The following is a 16,170-nucleotide window of genomic DNA, read 5'->3' on the forward strand; positions in this document are numbered from 1 at the left end:
GCCGGCTGCGGAGGGTCAGAGCGTCTCGCTCAGCGAGTCGGCCGGCCGCCGTCGGGCCGCCCGGGTCGCCGGCAGCGCAGCCGCCACCACGGCGCCCAGCACCGCCCCGACGATCACGGTGAACAGCACGGGGAGCGTCGGCAGCTGGGCGATGCCCGCGCCGATCCCGCTCGACGCGCCCTGGGCGTCCACGAGCCATCTGCCGGACAGCACTCCCACGGTCGTGCCCACCACGGCGGATGCCAGCGCCGTCAGCCCGGCGGCCGTCACGATCATCGCGCCGATCTGCCGGGGGGTGAGCCCGATCGCCTTCAGCGCGAGCAGGTCCCGGCCGCGGTCCCGTACGCCGGTACCGATCAGTGTCAGCAGCTCGATCAGCCCGATCAGCGCCAGGACCGCGATCAGGGCGGCGATCACCGCGCGCGCCGGTTCCAGCCGGTCGACGGGGTTCGGCGTCTCTCGGACCTCGAGCGTTCCGGCCGCCGCCCCGGCGAGCGCGGCGCTCACCGCCTCGGGGTCCGCGCCCTCGCTCAGCACCAGGGCGTGGAAACCGGGCCGCAGCCCCGGGTCGCGCTCCCGCAGGGCGTCGATGGTCGTGGTGATCACCCGGCCCCCGGATTCGGGTTCGATGGTGCGGCCGACGACGTGCAGGATCTGTGGCCGGCCCTCGACGGTCATCCGCACCCACGCGCCGACCCGTACCCCGAGGAGGTCGAGCAGCCCCTGCCCGGCCACCGCCTCGTCCGGACCGCTGACGGCCCGCCCTTCCACCACCTCTGCGGGGTACGGGTCCCGGGCCGTACCCAGGCCGCGCAGCGTGATGGTGCCGGTCTGCCCCGGCACGAGCGCCGCCATCTCGGCGCCGGGGTGGACCGCGGCGACGCCTCGGACCCCGGCGAGGGTCCGCTCCAGTTCCGCGTCGGACGCCCCGGCCGGCTGTCCGGCCCGTACGGTCAGGGCCGCGGCCAGTCCCATCTGCGCGGGCCGGCTGCGGAACTGGTCCAGCGTCGACCAGGCGACGAGCGCGACGGTGATGAGGACCAGGGGCAGGGCGAGCCGGGCGACGGGGACGAGCGTGCGGCCGCGCCGCGGGAAGGCCGCACGCCAGCCCAGGACCAGGGCGGGCGGCACGCGTACGCCGAGGGCCCGCCTGCCGAGCGCGGTCATCGGCGCGGCCGACGGCAGCGCCGCCCGGGCCACCGGCACGGGCGGGACCCGTCCGGCCCGCCAGGCCGACAGTCCGGTCGCGGCCGCGATCAGCAGCACCGCGCCGCACGGGATGCCGATCATGAGCGCGGTGTGGCCGGGCAGGTCCTGCCAGACCGCGGTCGCCTCCCCGATCCGCCCGGGTATCCGGGCACCCAGCAGGGCGATCGCCGCCGTGCCGAGAGCCACGCCGAGGAAGGCGAAGGCCAGGTGCTGCACGAGGAAGCCGCGGGTCACCTGGCCGGGGGTGAATCCGACGGCCTTGAGGATCGCGATGTCCCGCAGCTGGCCGCGGACGCGGGCGCCGATCGCTCCGGCGGCGGCGAGCGCGGCGGCGAGCAGCGCGCCGAGTCCGAAGACGGCGAACATCTGCCCGAGCAGCCGGTCGTCGCCGCCCGCCTCGGCCCGTGCCTGCTGCCATTTGGTGACCTGGGCGACCCGGTCGGCGCCGAGGACGGTCACGGCCCGCTGGACGGTGAAGTCGGTGTCGTCCGGATCCTGCAGTCGCAGGCCCACGCTCTGCCCGGTGTCGCCGTGGGCGACCTCGTCGAGGGTGTCGTCGAGGACCCAGCCGATGCCGGGCGCGCCGCCCGGGTGGTAGCGGGGCTCGGCCACCTCGGCGATCCCGCTGACCCGCAGGGTGTGCGGGGCTCCGTCCGGGCCGGTGACCCGTACGGTGTCGCCCGGCTCCGCCCAGAGGGCCCGGGCGACCGAGGCCTCCAGTACGACGGCGCCGGTGCCGGTTCCGGTTCCGGTGGTGTCGGGCCGCGCCAGCCAGTCGCCAGCGGTGACGAGCGGCCGTCCGGTCTGCGGGGGCACGGTCGTGGCCGCGCGCAGCGTCACCCCGGCCCGGGCGCCGCGCGACTCGACCGTCGTCGCCGTCGTGCGGTAGGGCCCGGAGAGAGCGGCGACCCCGTCCACGCGGGACAGGGCGGCCGTGTCGGCGCCGGCGCGGGTGTGCAGCCAGATGTGGGCGCCGCGGGACTGGTTGAAGACGCGCTGCCAGGGGTTGGCGGCGTAGCCGAAGAGGGCGCCGGCGAGCAGGAGCGAGGCGATGATCCCGGCGCTGGCCAGGACGACGAAGAGGGCTTCGCCGCGGTGTGCGCGGAAGTCGGCGTGCGCCCAGCGCAGCGTGGCCCGCACGGTCACTGCCTTGGTTCCAGGTCCAGGTCCAGCACACCGGAGACGCCGCGGCCCGGCCCTCGGCGTCCGCCGCCGAGCTGTGCGTCGTCGGCTATGCGCCCGTCGAAGAAGGAGATGACGCGGTCGGCGGCGCTGGCCATCCGGGCGTCGTGGGTGACCATCACGATCGTCTGGCCGCGCTGGTGGAAGCGGGAGAGCAGCCGCAGCACCTCGCGGGTGCCCTTGCTGTCGAGGCTGCCGGCCGGCTCGTCCGCGAGCAGCAGGGCGGGGTGGTTGACCAGGGCGCGGGCGAGTGCGACCCGCTGCTGTTCGCCGCCGGACAGTTCGCCGGGCATGGAGCGTTCGCGGCCTTCGAGGCCGAGTTCGGCGAGCAGCTCGGCGCGGGATGCGCGGGCGGCCTTGGGGGACGCTCCGGCGAGCAGGGCGGGGAGTTCGACGTTGTCGGCGACGGTGAGGTTGGAGACCAGGTTGAAGAACTGGAAGACGACACCGATGCTGCGGCGCCGCAGGACCGCCCAGCGGGCCTCGCGGTACGCGTCGACCCGCTCCCCGCCGATCCACAGTTTCCCGCTGTCGGGGCGCTGGAGGCCGCCCATCAGGTGCAGGAGCGTGGACTTGCCGGCTCCGGACGGTCCGGTGACCGCGACGAATTCGCCGGGCCGGACGGACAGGTCCACCCCGCGCACGGCGTGCACCGGTACGCCCTCGCCGTGGTGCGTCTTGGTCAGGCCCTCGGCCCGCAGTATGGGCTCGGCGGACGTGCCGGGAGCGGCGGTGGCGGCCTCGTCGCTCATTCCAGCTCCTCCTGGCAGCGTTCCAGCCAGTCGAGGTCGGCCTGCAGGTGCAGCATGGCGCCCTCGATCAGCAGTTGGGAGATCTTGTTGTCGCGGTCCTCCGCCGCGGCCAGCTTGGACAGGTCCCGCATGGTGTTGAGGTACTGCCGCCGCTGCTTGTTGATCAGCGCGACCGGATCGGCCAGACCCGACTGCGGCGCGAGCGCGAGTTTCATGAAGAACTCGTCCCGTACCCGGGGCTCCTCGGTGGTGTCCTCGAACCAGGCCAGTACGGCCTCGCGTCCTGCGTCCGTCAGTTTGTACGTGCGCTTGTTGGGGCGCCCCGACTGTTCGACGTCCTCGCCCTCGATGAGGCCGCTCTTCTCCAGCCGTCCGAGGGTGACGTAGATCTGGCCGACGTTGGGCTGAGGGTACGCGGCGCCCAGGAGCTTCTCAAGGTCCTGCTTCAGCTCGTAACCGTGCGCAGGGCTACGGGTGAGGAGCGCAAGGAGCGCCAGCCGCACTCGCTCCCCCTCCTTCCCGCTCCGTAGTGAACGGTTCACTCGGCAGCGGGCCGAGTTGCGCCGCCGTCCGTCTTGTCTGCCTGGGCGTCTAGTATCGCCCATGCCTAACGGGTATATATAGGCCACGGTGGTCGGCGACGCAGCCGGATCGTGTACTGGGAGGAATCTATGCGGTGGATACGTGCCGCGGGTAGAGCTCTCCTGGTCGGGGCGGTGGTCCTGGCGGGGTACACAGGTCTCGGCGTCCGTGCCGACGGCGTCGGAGCGGGCGCGGCTTCCGGGGACCGTGGCCGCGGTCCACTGACGCTCGTCACGGCGGGCGATCTCACGGACTATCTCCCTCCGCTCCTGGCGGACTGGAACGACACCCATCCCGGCGAGCGCGTCACGCTCGTCGAACTGCCCGACTCGGCGGACGAGACCCGGGCCCAGATGATCAGTGAGCTGCGATCCGGTCGCGACCGGTTCGACGTACTGAACATCGACGTCGCCTGGACGTCCGAGTTCGCGGCGGCGGGATGGATCTCCCCGCTGCGCCGCGAACGCTTCCCGCTGGACGACTTCCTGCGGCCCGTCGTCGACACCGCGACCTTCGACGGCCGGCTGTACGCGGTCCCGTACGTCACCAACGCGGGACTGCTCTACTACCGCAAGGACCTCCTGGACCGGGAGGGCGAGCAGCCGCCGCGCACCTGGGAGGAGCTGGCCCGCCAGGCGCGCACGATCGCCCCGAAGTACGGACTGGACGGCTACGCCGGTCAGTTCCTGCCGTACGAAGGGCTCACGGTCAACGTCACCGAGGCCGTGCACTCGGCGGGCGGATCCATTCTGCGCGACGACGGCGCCCGCGTGAGCGTGGACTCGGACGCGGCGCGCGCCGGGCTGCGGTTCCTCGCGGACGGGGTGCGGGAGGGCTGGATCTCCCGCGACGCGCTCGGCTACAAGGAGGAGGAGTCGCGGCGGGCCTTCCAGGACGGCCGGCTGCTGTTCCTGCGGAACTGGCCCTACGTGTACGCGGACGCGGGCGCGGAGGGCTCGAAGGTCGCGGGCAGGTTCGGCGCCGTCCCGCTGCCCGGCCCCGACGGGCCCGGCACCAGCGTGCTGGGCGGCTCCAACCTCGCCGTGAGCAGCCATGCGCGGCATCCGGCGTCGGCGGCCGACCTGATCTCCTACCTCACCAGCGAGCGGGTCCAGCGGCAGGTGCTCACCAAGGGGGCGCTGCCTCCGGTGCGCGCCGCGCTGTACGAGGACCCCGAGCTGGTCCGGGCGTATCCGTACCTGCCCACGCTGCGCCAGAGCGTGCTGTCGGCGGTGCCGCGTCCCAAGAGTCCGCGCTACGACCAGGTGAGCCTCGCCGTGCAGGCCGTGGCGCAGGACGTGCTGGCGCTGCGCCAGACGCCGGAGCAGGCGTCGGCGCGGCTCGCGCGCGAGCTCGGGACCATTTCCCGCACGGGCTGATCGCACCTTTCCGCTCCCTTCTCGAGGGCCTCTACTTACATGTTAAGTAGAGGCCCTTCCTTTTGCATGCGGGCAAACACACACAAATCACCCCAGCTTTTCGCTGTTTCTGGACACATCGTTGACACCTTCCAGTCGCCGCTACTTAACATGCATGCATAACAGCGCACCGATCCGGAGCGCTCTCGCATTCAGCAGACAGGTCGACGCGAGATGCTCAGCACCCTTCCGGCCGCTACCGGCCACCCCTCCCCCATCGCCAGCGCACCGGCCCCTTGGTGGCGTGACGCGGTGATCTACCAGGTCTACGTCCGCAGCTTCCTCGACAGCACCGGGGACGGCATCGGCGACCTGGCCGGCGTCCGGGCCGGGCTTCCCTACCTGCGCAAGCTCGGTGTCGACGGCATCTGGCTCAGCCCCTTCTACCCGTCGCCGCAGCACGACCACGGCTACGACGTCGCCGACTACCGCGGTGTCGACCCGGTCTACGGCGACCTCGACGAGTTCGACCGGCTGGTGGCCGACGCCCGCCGGCTCGGGCTGAAGCTGCTCCTCGACATCGTTCCCAACCACTGCTCCAGCGAGCACCCGTGGTTCCGCAGCGCGCTCGCCGCGGCGCCGGGCAGCGCGGAGCGCGCCCGCTTCCACTTCGCCCCCGGCCGCGGCCCGGACGCGGCGGAGCCCCCGAACAACTGGCGCGCGATGTTCGGCGGCCCCGCCTGGAGCCGGACCACCGGCCCCGACGGCACCCCCGGCGAGTGGTACCTGCACCTCTTCACGCCCGAGCAGCCCGACCTGAACTGGCGCGATCCGGCCGTGGGCGACGACTTCGAGGAGGTGCTGCGCTTCTGGCTGGACCGCGGGGTCGACGGCTTCCGCATCGATGTCGCCGCCGGGCTGTTCAAGCACCCCGCGCTGCCCGACTCGGACGACCCGGGAGCCGACGAGCGGGCCCGCGACGCGGTCAACCAGCTGGCCTGGAACCAGCCCGAGGTGCACGGCGTGTGGCGGCGCTGGCGCTCGGTCTGCGAGGAGTACACCGCCCGGGACGGCCGCGAGCGGCTGCTGGTCGGCGAGGTGTCCGTGCCCACCGCGCGCGAGCACGCCGAATACGTCCGTCCCGACGAACTGCACCAGGCCTTCTTCTTCGACCTGCTGAGCGCCCCCTGGGACGCCGACGCCTTCCGCACGACGATCACCGACGCGATGCGCGACATCGCCGGTACCGGCTCCACCGTCACCTGGGTCCTCAACAACCACGACCAGGTCCGCACGGTCACCCGCTACGCGGGCGAGCCCGGGGTGGAAGGCAGCGGACTGGGTGCCGCCCGCGCCCGCGCCGCGGCCCTCCTGATGCTCGCGCTGCCCGGCGCCGCCTACGTCTACCAGGGCGAGGAACTCGGCCTCCCCGAGGTCCTCGACCTGCCCGACGAGGTCCTCACCGACCCGATCTTCCACCGTACGGGCAGCCGCAAGCACGTCCGGGACGGCTGCCGCGTGCCGCTGCCCTGGTCCGGGCACGCCTCGCCGTTCGGCTTCTCCGGGGAAGCCGCCGGGGCCAAGCCGTGGCTGCCGCAGCCCGAGTGGTTCGCCGAGCACGCCACCGACCGCGCCCTGGCCGACACCCGTTCCTTCTGGCACCTCTACCGCGACGGGCTCCAGCTGCGGCGGACCCTGCCGCAGCTCGGCGAGGGCCCGCTGCGCTGGCTGGACGCGCCCCCTCAGGTGCTGGCGATCAGCCGTGGCGACGGCCTGGTCTGCGCGGTGAACTTCGGCACCGAGCCGGTGCCCGCTCCGGTCCCGGGGAGTCCGCTGCTCGCCAGCGGCCCCTGTCCCGACGGGGTCCTGCCGGCGGCGACCGCCGCCTGGTGGGCGGCCGAATGCCCGGCTCCCGTGACGCCCGCGCCCGTGACCCCCGGCCCCTGACCTCCCCTTCTCCGCCCGCCTCCCCTTCCTGACCTCCAGACAAGGACTCCCTCATGCGACGACCCAGCAAGACGACCCGGCGGACCGCGGCCACCGCATCGGCGGCCCTCGCCCTCGCCCTCGGTGCCACCGCCTGCGGCAACGCGACCGGACCCGCGAGCGACGGCGAACTGAGCGGCCAGACCGTGACCGTGACCGGCGTCTGGACCGGCAGCGAGCAGCAGAACTTCAAGAAGGTCCTGGACGCCTTCTCCGAGCGGACCGGCGCCAAGACGGTCTTCGTACCCTCCGGCGACAACGTCTCCACCTTCGTCGGAAGCAAGATCGAAGGCGGCAACGCGCCCGACGTGGTGCTGGTTCCCCAGGTGGGGGTGCTCCAGCAGTTCGCCAAGGAGGGCTGGCTCCAGCCCCTGTCCGAGCAAGCCACCCGGAAGGCCGGATCCACCCTCGCCCCGGTGTGGCGGAACTACGGCACCGTCGACGGCACCTACTACGGGCTCTACTTCAAGGCCGCCCACAAGTCGACCGTCTGGTACGCCCCGGAGGCCTTCGCCCAGGCCGGCGTCAACGAGCCCACGAGCTACTCGGACATGCTGAAGGCCGGCCGCACCCTCGCCGACTCCGGTCGCCCCGCCTTCGCCATAGCCGGCGAGGACGGCTGGACCCTCACGGACTGGTTCGAGAACGTCTACCTCTCCCAGGCCGGACCGGAGAGGTACGACCAGCTCGCCCAGCACAAGCTCAAGTGGACCGACGAGACCGTCGTCAGGGCGCTGACCACCCTCGGCGAACTGTTCAAGGACAAGCAGCTCGTGGCCGGCGGCGCCCAGACCGCGCTCAGCACCGACTTCCCCACGTCGGTCGCCCAGGTCTTCGGCCCCGGGCCCAAGGCGGGCATGGTCTACGAGGGCGACTTCGTCGGCGGCATCGCCAAGGACCAGTTCGGCAAGAAGCCCGGCAAGGACGCCAAGTTCTTCCCGTTCCCCGCGGTCGACGGCGGCAGGATGCCGGTCGTCAGCGGCGGTGACGCGGCCGTCGTCCTCAAGGACGCGAAGAACGGCAAGGCCGGCATGAAGCTGCTCGAGTTCCTGTCGAGCCCGGAGGCCGCCGAGGTCTGGGCCCGCGCCGGCGGCTTCCTGTCCCCGAACAAGGAGCTCGACCTCACCGCGTACGGGGACGAGGTCACCCGCAGCACCGCCGACTCGCTCATCGCGGCGGGCGACTCGATCCGCTTCGACATGTCGGACCAGGCCCCGGCCGCGTTCGGCGGCACCAAGGGCGCGGGCGAGTGGAAGCTCCTCCAGGACTTCCTGCGCGATCCGTCGGACCCGCGGGGCACGGCCGCGAAGCTCGAGGCCGAGGCCGCCAAGGCCTTCGGGAACTGAGGCGCCTCCCATGGCTGACACCATGACCGCCGCCCGTGGCGCCGCCGACGGGCGGCGCCGGGCCCAGCGCAGAAAACGCCGCCTCGCGGTCGTCTTCGTCCTGCCCGCCCTGCTGCTGCTCGGCGCGCTGGTCGTCTACCCGGTCCTCTTCTCCCTCGGCCGCAGCCTCTTCGACGCCGACGGCGACCGCTTCGTAGGCGCCGCCAACTACGCGGCGATCGTGCAGGACCCGGCCACCCTCAAGGCGATCCGCAACAGCGCCCTCTGGGTCGTCGTCGCGCCGACCCTGCTGACCGGACTCGGGCTGGTGCTCGCCGTGCTCACCGAGAAGGTGCGCTGGGCGACCGCGTTCAAGCTCGTGCTCTTCCTTCCGATGGCCGTGTCGTTCCTCGCCGCGGGCATCATCTTCCGGCTCGCCTACGAACAGGACCCGGCGCGGGGCGTACTCAACGCAGCCGTCGTCGGTGTCCACGACGGCTTCGTGGACACCGCCGCCTATCCGACGGCCCGCGCCCGGGAGGGCCAGGGCCTGACGGGCGGCCCGGGTGGCCCGTACAGCACCGGGGAGGCCGTCCGCCCCGGCCGGTCGGTCGCTCTCGGCCTCATCGGGGTGGCACCCGACGCGATGCCGGCCGGTGCGCAGCACGCGGCCCCCGCGGCGGACCGGCCCGACAGCATCGGGGGTGTCGTCTACCTCGACTTCGCCCCCGGTGGCGCCGGCACCCCGGGCCGCATAGACCCGGGCGAGAGCGGACTGCCCGGTATGACCGTCGAGGCCGTCCGGGACGGCCGGGTGGCCGCCACCGCCGTCACGGCGGCGGACGGGTCGTTCCGCTTCACCGGGCTGGCCGACGGCCCGTACACCGTCCGGTTGCCCGCGGCGAACTTCGCGGCCCCGTACCAGGGGGTGAACTGGCTCGGTCCGGCGTTGGTGACACCGGCCATCATCGGCGCCTACCTGTGGGTGTGGACCGGCTTCGCGATGGTGCTGATCGGCGCCGGCCTCGCGGCCATTCCGCGGGACGCCCTGGAGGCGGCGCGGATGGACGGCGCCTCCGAGGGCCAGATCTTCCGCAGGATCACCGTGCCGCTGCTCGCTCCCGTGCTCACCGTCGTCTTCGTGACCCTGGTGATCAACGTGATGAAGGTCTTCGACCTCGTCTACATCATCGCGCCCGGCCCCGTGCAGGAGGAGGCGAACGTGCTGGCCACCCGCATGTGGCTGGTCTCCTTCGGCGGCGGCAACGACCAGGGGCTCGGCAGCGCGCTCAGCGTGGTTCTCCTCCTGCTCGTCGTCCCGGCGATGGTCTTCAACATCCGGCGATTCCGAAGGAGTGGAGCATGAGCGGCCACGGCACCGTCGAGCGACGGCCGTCCCGGCGGACGACCGCGGTCCGCCCCGTCCCCGGCCCGTCGGCGAAGGGGCCCGCACACGGACCCGGACGCCGGCGCGGGCAGCGGTTGTCGCGCCTGCTGGGCAACTCCGTCGTCCAGGGCGTGCTGATCCTGGTCGCCCTGGTGTGGATCACCCCGCTGGCGGGCCTGCTCGTCTCCTCCCTGCGTTCCGAGGGCGACAACGCTTCCGGCGGCTGGTGGACGGCCCTGGCCGATCCGTCCCGGCTGTCCCTGGAGAACTACTCGGCCCTGCTGAAGGATTCCGGTATCGCGGCGGCCTTCGGGAACACCGTCCTGATCTCCGTGCCGACCACCGCCCTGGTGGTCGCCATCGCGGCCCTCGCCGGATACGCCTTCGCGTGGCTGGAGTTCCCCGGCCGGGACGCCGTCTTCCTGGTGGTCGTCGGACTGCTGGTGGTACCCGTGCAGATCGGGCTGCTGCCCGTGGCCAAACTCTTCGGTGCGGTGGGGCTGTTCGGCACGGTGGCGGGCGTGGTCCTCTTCCACGTCGCCTACGGGCTGCCGTTCGCGGTCTTCCTGCTGCGCAACTACTTCGCCGAGATACCGCGCGAGATGCTGGAGGCCGCCCGGATGGACGGCGGCAGCGAGTGGCGGATCTTCTCGCGGCTGGTGCTGCCGCTCGGCCGCCCGGCCATCGCGAGCCTGGCCATCTTCCAGTTCCTCTGGGTCTGGAACGACATGCTCGTCGCGCTGCTCTTCGCGGACAGCGGGTCCCAGCCGCTCACGGTGGCACTGCAGTCCCAGATGCGGCAGTTCGGGAGCAACATCGGCGTCCTCGCGCCCGGGGCGTTCCTCTCCCTGGTGGTCCCGCTGATCGTCTTCTTCGCCTTCCAGCGGCACTTCGTCCAGGGGGTGATGGCGGGCTCGGTGAAGTGACCGCCACCATCCCGCCGGAGCGGGTACCGCACCGGGATCAGGAGGTGGGTACCGGCCAGGGAACGTCGGTGGCCACCGCGGCGGTGTAGTCGACGCCCGGCACCGCGAATCCGTACAGGCGCTGGACCTCGGTGCGCAACCAGTCGAGGTCGGCGAGGGAGGCGACGGTGTCGGTCGTGGCCGCCTCCCAGCGTTCCGCGACGGCCGCCTGGACATCGTCGGCGAGTTCCCAGGTGTCCAGGCGGACCCGGCCGTCGTCGTCCAGGGCGAGCGGCGCGGCACCGGTGAGCTGGTCCCACAGGGCGGCGAGCTGACGCACCGGCGGGACCAGGTCCGCGCCGAGGACGCCGCGCAGCAGGCCGGTGTACAGCGCGATGCCGGGGACGGCGGTGGAGGACTGGGTGACGGCGGCGCCGTTGACGGAGGTCACGGCCCGTCCGCCCACCGCTTTTCCGAGCCGCTCGTCCAGGGTGCGGGCGGTGGCCTCCAGGTGGGCCTTGGCCGCTCCGATGGTGCCCTGCCGGTAGATCGCCGCCGTCAGCGGCGAGCCGATGTACGACAGCGCGGCGGTGGAGAAGCCCTCGCCGAGCAGTCCCCGGCCGGCCAGGTGGTCGATCCAGCGTTCCCAGTCCGCGCCGCCCATCACGGCCACGGTCTGCTCGATGTCATCGCCCTCGGCGGGCCCGGTCTCGACCTCGCGCACCTCGGGAACGCCCTCGTCGTCGAAGACGAGGGTCTTGGTGCGGGTCGCCCGGCCGATCGGCTTGAGGACGGAGGCGTACGCGGTGCCGGTCTCCGGGTCGGTGCGCCGGGGCGCGGCCACCGAGTAGATCAGGTGGTCCAGCCTGCCGCCGAAGCGCTGCTCGATGAGGTCGGCGACCTCGTTCTTCATCGCGTCGGAGAACCCGTCGCCGTTGAGGAAGACCAGATCCCGCCCGGCGGTACGGGCGAGGTCGGCGGTGGCGGCCGTGCGGTACCAGCCTGCCGTGGCGGTACGCCGTTCGGTGGGCGCCTTCTCGAAGGAGACCGCGATGCCGCGCACACCGGCGCGCTTCAGTCCGGCGACCGTGGCCGCGAGGCCGTATCCGGCCGAGGAACCGATGATCAGGGCCACCGGCCCGGCCCCGGCCGGAAGGCCGGCGGGGGCCGGGCAGGCCTTCCACATGTCGGCCACCAGCTGCTCGCAGCCCGCCGGGTGGGAGTCGAGGAAGAGGAAGCCCCGGTTGCGGGGGACGAGAACGCGCTCGCTCATGCTTGCAGTCCTTGGTCGATCGGGTCGGGGTGGCGGCAACCGGCCGGACCACCGTGTCCCGTCAGTCTGCGACAGGCCGGACACGGACAGTGGCCACCGCCGGGCACAAGGATCGCCAGTCGATCTTGGAGCGTTCCGCTACTTGCGGCAGCGCTCGACACGGTCGCCGTCGACGCTCAGCGCGCGGAACTCCGTCGGGGTGAGGCCGTACCTCTCGCGGAAGGACCGGCTGAAGACCGCCGGGCCGCTGAACCCCCAGCGCGCGGCGATCGCGTGCACGGGGTGACCCTCGGGCTCGGGGCGGGCGAGGTCGCTGCGGCACCGCTCCAGGCGGCGTCGGCGGATCCGGGCCCGGACGGTCTCGGGCTCCGTCCCGTCCTGCCGCCGGAAGAGCTGGTGGAGCGTGCGCACCGAGATGTGGTGGCGAGCGGCGATCGCCGACGGGGTCAGGGCCGGGTCGGCGAGGTTGCGGTCGATGAAGGCGTGGACGCGCTGCAGCAGGGCCTGCGTTCGGACTTCCGGGGGGAGCTCGGCCTCGGCGTCCAGGTGCTGGGCCAGGCAGGCGGCGACGAGGTCGACCGCGACCGTGCCGAGCCGGTGCAGTTCGGCCGGGGCGCACTGGCCGCCGTGGCCTTCGAGCGCGTCCACGAACGCGGTCAGGACCGCCGCCGCGCCCTGGTCCCCCGGAATCCGGCGGGCGAGCAGCCGGCCGAGCCGGTCGACGTTCAACGGCATTGCGTCTTGGGGCAGTTGGAGCATGGCGAGGCGCACCAGGCCGTCATCGGCGGCGGTCTGCACGTCGGAGGTGCGCGAGGTGTCCCAGAGCAGGATGTCCCCGGCGCCGACACTGCACTCACTGCGCTGCTGGGCCAGGCACGCGCGCCCGCCCCGCATCAGGCCGAGCTGGTACTGCCCGGGGTCGCCGCGCCGGATCAACGCGGGGGTGCGCCGTGAGCCGAGCGGGGAGAACTCCAGCCTGGCCAAGCGGAGTTCGCCGAGTTCCAGGACGGCGGCCTCGGCCTGGAACTCGGCGGGCCGCTCGGTACTCAGCGCGGTGGGCACCACCTCCCGCGAGAGCGTGTCGGAGAACCAGTCGAAGCGCTCCCCCGCGGGCAGCTCGCTCGCCGACACCACTGACCACATGTTCCGTCCCCGGCTCAAGACCTCCGACAGAGGCCAGGATGCAACAGGCGTACGACTGCCGACGCATGGTTCGGTGCGGCGTGGCGTGGCGTGGCGTCGCTGCGCCCGTGGCCGACGACGCCGCCTCCGACCCCGCCCGGTCCGTCAGGGCACGGTGAAGAGGACCTTGTCGTCGTCCGACGAGGGGTCCGCCCGCTTGAGCCTGGCCCTGACGCTCGCGCCGAGCAGGAGCTTCCGGCCGTTGGTCGAGGCGACCTTGGCCAGCACCGCGGGGTCGGCCAGGTACACCTTGCCCTTGAAAGGATCGTCGCGCTCCGCGTCGGTGTCGATGACCGCCGCGTCGAACACCTCGCCCACGCGGTGCATGAGCACCGCGGCCTCGGCCAGGTCCACGGTCTGCCGGTCCGCGGCACCCCCCTTCCCCCGTGCCATGTCGCACGGCAGGCAGTGCAGGGCGTCGAGCACCCACTTCGGCGGCGGTTCGTCCGCGCACGCTGCCACGCACAGCTCGCCGGCGTACCGGTCGACCAGGCGGCGCAGCGGAGCCGTGCAGTGGGTGTACGGGGCCGCGATCGCCGCGTGCGTCGTGTGCTCCGGTGTCCGGTGGTCGCGGAAGACGGTGTATTCCGCCTTGAGCATCGTGGTGGTGGCCTCGGTGAGGAAGGCCAGGTGCTTCTGGTTCTTCGGATCGAGCTTGCGGACCAGCGCGGCGTACGAGACACCGGGGTCCCAGACGATGCCCAGGCACCTTGCGATCTCGTGCAGGCGCCTGACCACGTGCTGGTCGGCCTGCTCCTTCTGGGTCCGCAGGATCCCCGTACCGCTGTCGATCATGATCTGGGCCGCGGCCATTCCGGTCATGAGGGAGATCTGTTCGCTCCAGCCCTCCACCGGCAGCGTCGCCGCGTAGCTCAGCCGGAACGATCCGCCTTCGAGGCCGACCTCCTGATCCGGCAGGTTCACCGAGATGCCCCCGCGCGTGATCTCGACGGCCTCCCGCAGCTTGCCGATCTCGCGCAGCAATGCGACGGACTCCTTGGCCGTGCCGTCCTCGATGGTCTGCTGGACGCCCTGGTAGCTGAGTTTGGCCTGGCTGCGGACGATGGCCCGCCTGACGGACGATGCGGTCACGTTGCCGGCGGCGTCGAGATCGTGCTGCCACAGGAGAGCCGGGCGGGCCTTGTACGGCAGCAGGCTGGCCGCGTCCTCGGAGAGCACCGGCGGGTGCAGCGGCACCTTGAGGTCGGGGAAGTAGAGGGTCTCGATCCGGTCGTGCGCCTCGGCGTCCAGGGGGCTGCCGGGCCGGACGAATGCGGCCACGTCGGCGATGGCGTAGTACACGCGGAAGCCGCCGCCGGGCCGCCGCTCCAGGTGCATGGCCTGGTCGAGGTCCTTGGAGGTCGGCGGGTCGATCGTGAAGAACGGCAGGTGGGTGGCGTCCTCGTGGTTCGGTAGCGGCTGGTTCGCCGCCCTGTCGGCCGCCTTGAGCACGCGTTTGGGGAAGGCAACGGGGACCTTCAGCTCCGCACGGAGCTCCACCAGCGCGGAGCGCAGGGTGTCCAGAGCCTCGTCGGACATGTGCATCGGGCGGCGGCGTCGCATGCCCCGAGCGTAGGGCGACGGTCACGCGGCGGCGCGGTGAGCGGGTCCGAGCGGGCCGCTCCGGCCCGGGCACCCGGCGCGGCGCGTTGGGGTGCGGCCGCCGGAGGGGCGGCGCGCCGGCTTCGGCGCGGCCCCTCCGGTGTGCCGGACGGTCAGTTGCCCGGGGTTTCGGGGGTCTCGCCCTGTTCCCGCATGCCCCACGGGGAGCCGTAGGCGGTGAGCAGGTCCAGGAAGGGGAGCGGCGGAAGGGCCTCGGGGCCCAGGACGCCGGGCTGCGACCAGACGCCGGTGGCCAGGAGTTCGAGGGCCACCACCGGGTTGACGGCGGTCTGCCAGACGACGGCCTGGGAGCCGTACTCGCGCATGGACCACTGGTTGTCGACCACGTGGTAGAGGTAGACCTCGCGGGAGCGGCCGTCCTTGGTGCCCTTGACCCAGGTGCCGGCGCAGGTCTTTCCGGTCATCCGGTCCCCGAGGGTCGCCGGGTCGGGCAGGCATGCGGCGACCACGTCGCGCGGCGAGATCCGGACCTCACTGCCGTCCTCGCCGCGGACCGTGACCCGTTCGGTGGAGTCCAGGCCGAGGGCGTGGAGGGTCTTGAGCTTGCCGATGAAGTCGTCGCCGAGGCCGTACTTGAAGGTGACCCGGCGGGCTCCGACCCAGCGCGGGACCAGGAGGACCTCCTCGTGTTCGACGTTGACGCACTCGACGGGGCCGATGCCCTCGGGGAAGTCGAAGACCTCCGGCTCGCTGAACGGCTCGGTGGTGAACCAGCCGCGCTCGCGCTCGTAGACCACGGGCGGGTTCAGGCACTCCTCGATCGTCGTCCAGATGTTGAAGGACGGGGCGAAGTCGTAGCCCTCTACGGCCAGGTTGGCTCCGTCGCGGATGCCGATCTCCTCGATGTCGTCGAAGAGGTGGTCGGCGGCGTAGCGGGCGAAGACGTCCGAGAGGCCGGGCTCGACGCCCATGCCGACGAGGGCGAGGCGGCCCGACTTCTCCCACTCCTCGGCCCGTGCGAACTGCTCGTCGCCGAGCTTCACGCCGCATTCGCTGTGCGGGCGGTCGGGGTGCGGGCGGGAGAGGGACATGGCCATGTCGAGGTAGTGGCTGCCGGCCGCGAGCGCGGCGTTGAACAGGGGCATCACGAAGCGCGGGTCGGTGGCGTTCATCAGGACGTCGCAGCCGCGCTCGGTGAGCAGCCGGGTGACCGCCCCCTCGTCGGAGGCGTCGACGCGGCAGGCGCTGAACCGCTGCTCGTCCGCGCCCAGGGCCGCGACGGCGGCCTCGGCGCGGGCCAGGTCGTAGTCGGCGACGACGAAGTGGTCGAAGAAGTCGCGGCGGGCGGCGATCTTGGTGATCGCGCTGCCGACACCGCCGGCACCCACAAGCAGAACACGCATGGCGAGGTCCTTTCTGTGTGAGGCGTGCGCCTCAGGGGGCTGATGGAACCGTTCCGTCCGAGT

General features: G+C 72.5%; 12 protein-coding genes. 5 read left to right on the forward strand and 7 right to left on the reverse strand.

All coding sequences use genetic code 11. The features are described from left to right. Positions 1-15: 15 nt before the first annotated feature. The 3 genes from ACXNSR_RS00920 to ACXNSR_RS00930 are packed head-to-tail and all read right to left on the reverse strand — an operon-like array spanning position 16 to position 3,646. Positions 16-2,349 (reverse strand): ABC transporter permease, encoded by a 2,334-nt coding sequence (locus tag ACXNSR_RS00920; RefSeq protein WP_458643520.1) that lies wholly within the window; start codon positions 2,347-2,349, stop codon positions 16-18. A gap of 2 nt (positions 2,350-2,351) precedes the next feature. Continuing rightward, entirely contained in the window at positions 2,352-3,143 is a 792-nt protein-coding gene (locus tag ACXNSR_RS00925; RefSeq protein WP_458640202.1) for an ABC transporter ATP-binding protein, read from the reverse strand. Beyond that, entirely contained in the window at positions 3,140-3,646 is a 507-nt protein-coding gene (locus ACXNSR_RS00930; protein WP_314252823.1) for a PadR family transcriptional regulator, read from the reverse strand. The genes ACXNSR_RS00925 and ACXNSR_RS00930 overlap by 4 nt, the downstream gene beginning before the upstream one ends. Before the next feature lie 168 nt (positions 3,647-3,814). Between ACXNSR_RS00930 and ACXNSR_RS00935 the strand changes: the two genes are divergently transcribed. The 5 genes from ACXNSR_RS00935 (at position 3,815) to ACXNSR_RS00955 (ending at position 10,707) form a co-directional block, all read left to right on the forward strand. Continuing rightward, a complete protein-coding gene (locus ACXNSR_RS00935) occupies positions 3,815-5,104 on the forward strand; it encodes an ABC transporter substrate-binding protein (RefSeq protein WP_458640203.1) in 1,290 nt (429 codons plus the stop codon). 213 nt (positions 5,105-5,317) lie between these two features. Next, positions 5,318-7,030 (forward strand): glycoside hydrolase family 13 protein, encoded by a 1,713-nt coding sequence (locus tag ACXNSR_RS00940; RefSeq protein ID WP_458640204.1) that lies wholly within the window; start codon positions 5,318-5,320, stop codon positions 7,028-7,030. Between the two features lie 53 nt (positions 7,031-7,083). Then, the gene (locus ACXNSR_RS00945; RefSeq protein WP_458640205.1) at positions 7,084-8,415 is read left to right on the forward strand and encodes an ABC transporter substrate-binding protein; all 1,332 of its coding nucleotides are present in this window, start codon (positions 7,084-7,086) and stop codon (positions 8,413-8,415) included. Between the two features lie 10 nt (positions 8,416-8,425). Then, positions 8,426-9,760, forward strand: coding sequence for an ABC transporter permease (locus ACXNSR_RS00950; RefSeq protein ID WP_458640206.1), 1,335 nt, complete (start codon positions 8,426-8,428; stop codon positions 9,758-9,760). Further along, positions 9,757-10,707 carry a carbohydrate ABC transporter permease gene (locus tag ACXNSR_RS00955; protein WP_458640207.1) on the forward strand — a complete coding sequence of 317 codons (951 nt, stop codon included), beginning with the start codon at positions 9,757-9,759 and terminating at the stop codon, positions 10,705-10,707. Before ACXNSR_RS00950 ends, ACXNSR_RS00955 begins: the two co-directional genes overlap by 4 nt. A gap of 37 nt (positions 10,708-10,744) precedes the next feature. On the opposite strand, the gene fabV is transcribed toward ACXNSR_RS00955, so the two are convergent. From fabV to ACXNSR_RS00975, 4 genes are all read right to left on the reverse strand, one after another. Further along, the gene (gene fabV, locus ACXNSR_RS00960) at positions 10,745-11,959 is read right to left on the reverse strand and encodes an enoyl-[acyl-carrier-protein] reductase FabV (protein WP_458640208.1); all 1,215 of its coding nucleotides are present in this window, start codon (positions 11,957-11,959) and stop codon (positions 10,745-10,747) included. Between the two features lie 138 nt (positions 11,960-12,097). After that, entirely contained in the window at positions 12,098-13,102 is a 1,005-nt protein-coding gene (locus ACXNSR_RS00965; RefSeq protein WP_458640209.1) for an AraC-like ligand-binding domain-containing protein, read from the reverse strand. Between the two features lie 144 nt (positions 13,103-13,246). Then, positions 13,247-14,704, reverse strand: coding sequence for a ribonuclease catalytic domain-containing protein (locus ACXNSR_RS00970; RefSeq protein ID WP_458640210.1), 1,458 nt, complete (start codon positions 14,702-14,704; stop codon positions 13,247-13,249). A gap of 152 nt (positions 14,705-14,856) precedes the next feature. Continuing rightward, positions 14,857-16,107 carry a saccharopine dehydrogenase family protein gene (locus tag ACXNSR_RS00975; protein ID WP_458640211.1) on the reverse strand — a complete coding sequence of 417 codons (1,251 nt, stop codon included), beginning with the start codon at positions 16,105-16,107 and terminating at the stop codon, positions 14,857-14,859. Between the last annotated feature and the right edge of the window lie 63 nt (positions 16,108-16,170).

The sequence above is a fragment of the Streptomyces sp. NC-S4 genome (assembly GCF_054353315.1).

What these genes read in the sequence shown, in the direction of transcription:
- ACXNSR_RS00925 (WP_458640202.1), bottom strand. Translation starts at nt 3,143, where the DNA reads ATGAGCGACGAGGCCGCCACCGCCGCTCCCGGCACGTCCGCCGAGCCC.
- ACXNSR_RS00935 (WP_458640203.1), top strand. Translation starts at nt 3,815, where the DNA reads ATGCGGTGGATACGTGCCGCGGGTAGAGCTCTCCTGGTCGGGGCGGTG.
- ACXNSR_RS00940 (WP_458640204.1), top strand. Translation starts at nt 5,318, where the DNA reads ATGCTCAGCACCCTTCCGGCCGCTACCGGCCACCCCTCCCCCATCGCC.
- ACXNSR_RS00965 (WP_458640209.1), bottom strand. Translation starts at nt 13,102, where the DNA reads ATGTGGTCAGTGGTGTCGGCGAGCGAGCTGCCCGCGGGGGAGCGCTTC.
- fabV (WP_458640208.1), bottom strand. Translation starts at nt 11,959, where the DNA reads ATGAGCGAGCGCGTTCTCGTCCCCCGCAACCGGGGCTTCCTCTTCCTC.
- ACXNSR_RS00950 (WP_458640206.1), top strand. Translation starts at nt 8,426, where the DNA reads ATGGCTGACACCATGACCGCCGCCCGTGGCGCCGCCGACGGGCGGCGC.
- ACXNSR_RS00945 (WP_458640205.1), top strand. Translation starts at nt 7,084, where the DNA reads ATGCGACGACCCAGCAAGACGACCCGGCGGACCGCGGCCACCGCATCG.
- ACXNSR_RS00975 (WP_458640211.1), bottom strand. Translation starts at nt 16,107, where the DNA reads ATGCGTGTTCTGCTTGTGGGTGCCGGCGGTGTCGGCAGCGCGATCACC.
- ACXNSR_RS00955 (WP_458640207.1), top strand. Translation starts at nt 9,757, where the DNA reads ATGAGCGGCCACGGCACCGTCGAGCGACGGCCGTCCCGGCGGACGACC.
- ACXNSR_RS00970 (WP_458640210.1), bottom strand. Translation starts at nt 14,704, where the DNA reads ATGCGACGCCGCCGCCCGATGCACATGTCCGACGAGGCTCTGGACACC.